General features: G+C 63.5%; 5 protein-coding genes. All 5 read right to left on the bottom strand.

Annotation, left to right across the window (positions count from 1 at the left end):
* Nucleotides 1–427 precede the first annotated feature (427 nt).
* Entirely contained in the window at nt 428–964 is a 537-nt protein-coding gene (locus EN984_RS23895; RefSeq protein WP_236383471.1) for an invasion associated locus B family protein, read from the bottom strand.
* Nucleotides 961–1,422 (bottom strand): DUF4189 domain-containing protein, encoded by a 462-nt coding sequence (locus EN984_RS23900; protein WP_013529842.1) that lies wholly within the window; start codon nt 1,420–1,422, stop codon nt 961–963. The genes EN984_RS23895 and EN984_RS23900 overlap by 4 nt, the downstream gene beginning before the upstream one ends.
* A gap of 44 nt (nt 1,423–1,466) precedes the next feature.
* Nucleotides 1,467–2,135: a hypothetical protein gene (locus EN984_RS23905; protein ID WP_127267771.1), complete on the bottom strand. Its 669-nt coding sequence runs from the start codon at nt 2,133–2,135 to the stop codon at nt 1,467–1,469.
* A gap of 13 nt (nt 2,136–2,148) precedes the next feature.
* Complete coding sequence (locus EN984_RS23910) at nt 2,149–2,706, bottom strand: invasion associated locus B family protein (protein ID WP_127267772.1); 558 nt, start codon at nt 2,704–2,706, stop codon at nt 2,149–2,151.
* 7 nt (nt 2,707–2,713) lie between these two features.
* Nucleotides 2,714–4,443: YadA-like family protein (locus EN984_RS23915; protein ID WP_206517469.1), on the bottom strand; the 1,730-nt coding region annotated here is incomplete at its 5' end.

The following is a 4,443-nucleotide window of genomic DNA, read 5'->3' on the forward strand; positions in this document are numbered from 1 at the left end:
TTCATAATCCCACCCTAACGTTTCCCCAGCGTCCTTTTTCAGAGCGCTAACCAAGCCAAGGCCTGCCCGTCGGTGGATTATCCACAAATTCACGGAATGTGTGAGCGATTATTGATTTAGAGGGCGCTAAATAGCCCTTTTGGGCAACAAGGCTGCGAGATGTAGCAAAAATAGCACATAACTTCGGCTCGCTGCGGTTGTATCCGGACGCCCCATTCAGTGGGAAAGCACAGAAAATCGCAAGCCAGTGGGCCGATATGCCCAGAATCATGGCCGGTTCGGATAGCGGTTGTCGATAATCCAACCGGAGGTTGAACGCTTTTTCAGGCATGCCCCTTGGGTGCCGGGTCCAAAAAATACTCTGTCGCGGCGGCCGGCGTGCGCGTCATGTCGCTCATCACGGCCAAAAGCTGGTCAGCGCGTACCTCTAATTTGCGCTCAACGCCACCATGCGGTCGAGCGCCGCGGTCAGGCCGCGAAGCGACACCGGGAAGCTCAGCGGGGTCTCGGCGTCCGTCGTGACATTGAGCTTCAGCACCGAGCCTCCCCTCAGCTTTGCAAGCGTCGGCCGATCGACGGTAAAGACGGAGACGCAACCCGTCGGGAGGCAGGTCCTGAATCGCTGCGGGGGCAGTGGCGGCTGATCGTCGATCTGCAGCGTCACGCCCGGATCGAGCAGGATGCCGAAGGGCAGCAGCAAGGTAGCCGTCGTCGAGCCGTCCGGGCGTGCCGCGATCTCCACGGCAAGAAGCCTCTGCCCGTTCTGCTGGACCTGGTCTTGCGCGAGCGAGCACACTCTCGCCTTCTCGCGAACCGAACAGGTCACACTCCAGTCCTGATAGACCTCGCGCAGCGATGACGGTCCATCCGGGACAGCCGCCACCTGTTGCTGGGCGAACGCCGGCGACATCAACGAGAATAGAATTGCCCCACATGCGGAGACGGCCTTCGGGCCAGACTTCATGTGCAGACCCACTCGCGGATCTTGCATTTCTCTCCCGTTGCCTCGCAGGCCTGCAAGGCGAGATCCTCCGCTTCCCGACGGGTCTCTGCCGAGTTCACGCCCCAGGGCGTGAAACGGTTCTCCACCTTGTCTGCCACGGCGAGCGCACCGCAATGCTTGTAGGGAAAGCCGGTCTCGTCGTCATCATTCCAATGGCGATGGTTGCGGAAGACGGTGACGACGTTGCAGGCTTTTCCGCCCGCGTTCTCGCAATATTTCTGTGCGATGTCCTTCGCTTCCTGCCGCTTGTCGGCGCCCCAGAAGAAGCCGTATTTGCTATCGGCCTGCGAATAGGCGATGGCCGCCCATATGCCTTTTTCCTCCTGTTGCGGCTCCGAGGGGGCCACAAGGTCGGCTGAGACGACTTGTCCACTCCACAACAAGGTCAAGCCCAAAACTGCCAAAGCCTGCAATCTCATGCTCATGGTCGGCATCCTTTCCTTAACCTCAATCGCTTCGCGTCCTACTTCGCCGCCGAAGCGAGGGAGATCACCACACAGCTTTTGCCCGTCGGCAGGAGAAGCGCTTCACCGGCATTGCCGCCGAGTTCGTAGACCTCGACCTGCCCGAGATGGTCGGTAATCTTGCTGCCCTGCGGCAGGATGGATGCGATGTCGGCGCAAGGGCTGGCGAATGGCGCCACCCGCACCATCGCCCCTTCGCAACCCGTGGCGGTGGGCGATGCGAAGACGATGCCGGCGGCCGGTCCGCTATAGCGTTCCGATGCATAGTCCATGCCGACAAAGGCCTGAATGGCGTGCTTGTCGGCCGCCTGATCGTTCCACAGGGATTTGACGCTGTATTTCGTGCCGTTCGTCAGAATCTGTCCGAGCGCCGGATAGACGGTCGAGCAGGCTTGCACACCGGCCTGCTTGACATGCTCGAGGAAGGGCGTGTCCGGAAGCACGGGGGCCGCCGCAGTTTCTGCAGGTGCGGCCGTCGCGCCGCCGACCAGATTGGCGATCGCGGCATAGTTCCCGGCGGCGAAGCCAAGTCCCGCCACGACCAATCCCAGCAATGAATATCCGGCCACGCGTGGCCAGCGCCGCCTTGGGGGCTCGGCCCGCCTCTGCCGATCCGCCTCGACGGCCGGAGTGCGTTTCGCGGACGTGAACTGGTCCTGCTGGCTCATGGTGATGCCCCGATTATTTGAGTGGTGAAAGGGCCTCTGACAGCCCCTTGAGCGTTGCAGTCACGGTGATCGTCTGGCCGTCGACTGTCGAATAGGAGATCGCCGGTGTCGCATTCTGCGAGATCTGTCGGCGCATGACGGGGCCGACCGGCAACATGCCGACACAGACCATTTCGTTGCAGCCGTTCAGGTGCACGTCGATCGGCTGCTTCTGTCCATCGAACTTCAGCGACACCAGTCCATCGCTCCTGGCATTCGCAGCGGTGCGCAGGATCATGTAAGGCTTGCCGTCCTGTGTGGCGGCAAGCGACCAGCTGAAGGCCATCTTGCCTGATGCGTCCTCGATGATCTGCGAGACGTTGCAGACCTTCTTGCGGGCCTTGAGGTTCTCGTCGCAGATCAGTGTCCAGTTATCGAATGGGCGGATGGTGCGCTGATAGTCGCCGAGCTTCACCTCGGGCGGCACCACCACGTCCGAAGGTTTGATCCTGTAGGTCGACGCAACCTGCCCGGCGGCCGGCACGAGGCCGCCGCAGAGTGCCAGGCAGGTCAGGGCAACAAGTCCTTTCATTCCTGCCTCAGTTCAAGGTGAAGCTGATGCCGGCGCCGACACCGACATGCCCACCCGCGGCCGTGCCCGACAGATTGCCCCGGATGCGGCCGTCTTCGCTGGTGTAGCCCGCACCGAAGGCGAACGCGCCTGCGTCCCGCCACAAGCCACCGCCCGCCGCCACGCTCAGCTTTCCGGGCCGGTCGTCATAGCGCAGCGAGGCGGCCGCAAGGCCTATTGCGGCCGCCTGCCGCGCCTCGTCGCGGATGCCGCTGATGTCCGAATTGAGCTGGCTGAGCTTCTGGTCGGTATAGTCGTTGGCCTGTTGCAAGGTCGTGACCGCCACCTTGTCGGTGTAGTCGTTGGACGTATCGATAGCGTAGGCTACGCGGTTGTCCGTATAGCTCTTGCCCGCGGTCAGGCCCTGGTTCATCTGGTCGACGTTGACCGCATCGGTCCCTTTGACGCCGGGGCCGACATTGGAGATGACGACCGGCGCGTTGACGTCGCCGCCCTGCAACGTGATGGTGTTCGACTTGACGCCGCCCGGGGCGTCATAGGTCACCGCGTTCTCGGTAAGGTTTCCGACGCCGGCTTTCAGATCCTCGATCGCCGTATTGGTGGCGTAGAGCTGCGAGCCGTTGATCGCATCGGTGCTGTCGGAAGACACGCGGCCGGCAGCGACATTGGTGATCGTCCGCTCGGCGCCGGCGTCGCCGACGCTGACGGTTCCGGTTGGAGTCGTTCCGGCATAAGTGTAGGTCTTGCCGTTGATGACGGTGCTGGAGGTCCCGACGGCGGTCTGCGTCACCGAACCGGAACCGAGCGCCACATCGTTGGCATTGTTGGCCTGCGCGCCCTGGCCGAGCGCGACGGCGCCTTGCCCAGCGGCCGTCGAGCCATGTCCCGCGGCCAGGCTGTCGGTGCCGCTCGCCACGCTCTCCGGTCCGATCGCAACGGCGTTGGTGCCGCCGGCGATGCTGTCGGCCAGCGTCGAGTTGGCGTGGAAATACTTGATGCCGCCGCCATTGCTGATGCTGGTCAGCGCATTGTCGACGGCCGTGAAGCCGTCATAGACGGTGGAATAATTGTTGCCCTGGATGTTGTAGGTCGGGCCGGTGATCGAGCCGTCGGGATTGACGGTCGTGCCGCCGCCGAACAGGTTGCTGACGTTTTGCGTCACGCCGCGCAACTGCGAAACGTTGACGCCGTCGGTGTCGGCAGAGCCCGCCGCGACATTGGTGAGCTTGCGTTCGGCACCGGCAGAGCCGATCGACACCTCGCCGACCGACGTTTGCGGACCGGCGAGCGCAAAGGCCGTGTAGCCTGCCTGCGCGCCGACCGTGGTGATGGACTGCGCACCGAGCGCCACGCTGTTGATGAAGGTGCTCTGGGCGCCGGCGCCGAGCGCCACCGACTGGATGCCGGACGCCAGCGAATTGGTGCCGAGCGCCAGCCCATCGGCCAGCATCACATGGGCGCCCTGGCCGATCGCTGTGCCGCCGGGTGCTGTCTGGTCGACAATGGCGCCATTGCCGATGCCGATGCCGTTGTCGCCGTTGACGACCGTGGTCGGACCGACCGCGACCGACTCTGCCCCGACCGCCAGCGAGTCGACCGCCGCCGAATTGGCATGGAAATACTTGGTCGAGGTGACCGATACGGCAGCTATGGCGCCGGCGAGTTGGCGCACCGTCACCGCGTCCTGGTCCTGGGTGCCGTCGGCCACATTGGTGATCTGCCGGTACGAGGTGGCAT

This window comes from Mesorhizobium sp. M7A.F.Ca.CA.004.12.1.1 (assembly GCF_003997835.1).
Lineage (GTDB): Bacteria > Pseudomonadota > Alphaproteobacteria > Rhizobiales > Rhizobiaceae > Mesorhizobium.

What these genes read in the sequence shown, in the direction of transcription:
- EN984_RS23895 (WP_236383471.1), bottom strand. Translation starts at nt 964, where the DNA reads ATGAAGTCTGGCCCGAAGGCCGTCTCCGCATGTGGGGCAATTCTATTC.
- EN984_RS23910 (WP_127267772.1), bottom strand. Translation starts at nt 2,706, where the DNA reads ATGAAAGGACTTGTTGCCCTGACCTGCCTGGCACTCTGCGGCGGCCTC.
- EN984_RS23905 (WP_127267771.1), bottom strand. Translation starts at nt 2,135, where the DNA reads ATGAGCCAGCAGGACCAGTTCACGTCCGCGAAACGCACTCCGGCCGTC.
- EN984_RS23900 (WP_013529842.1), bottom strand. Translation starts at nt 1,422, where the DNA reads ATGAGATTGCAGGCTTTGGCAGTTTTGGGCTTGACCTTGTTGTGGAGT.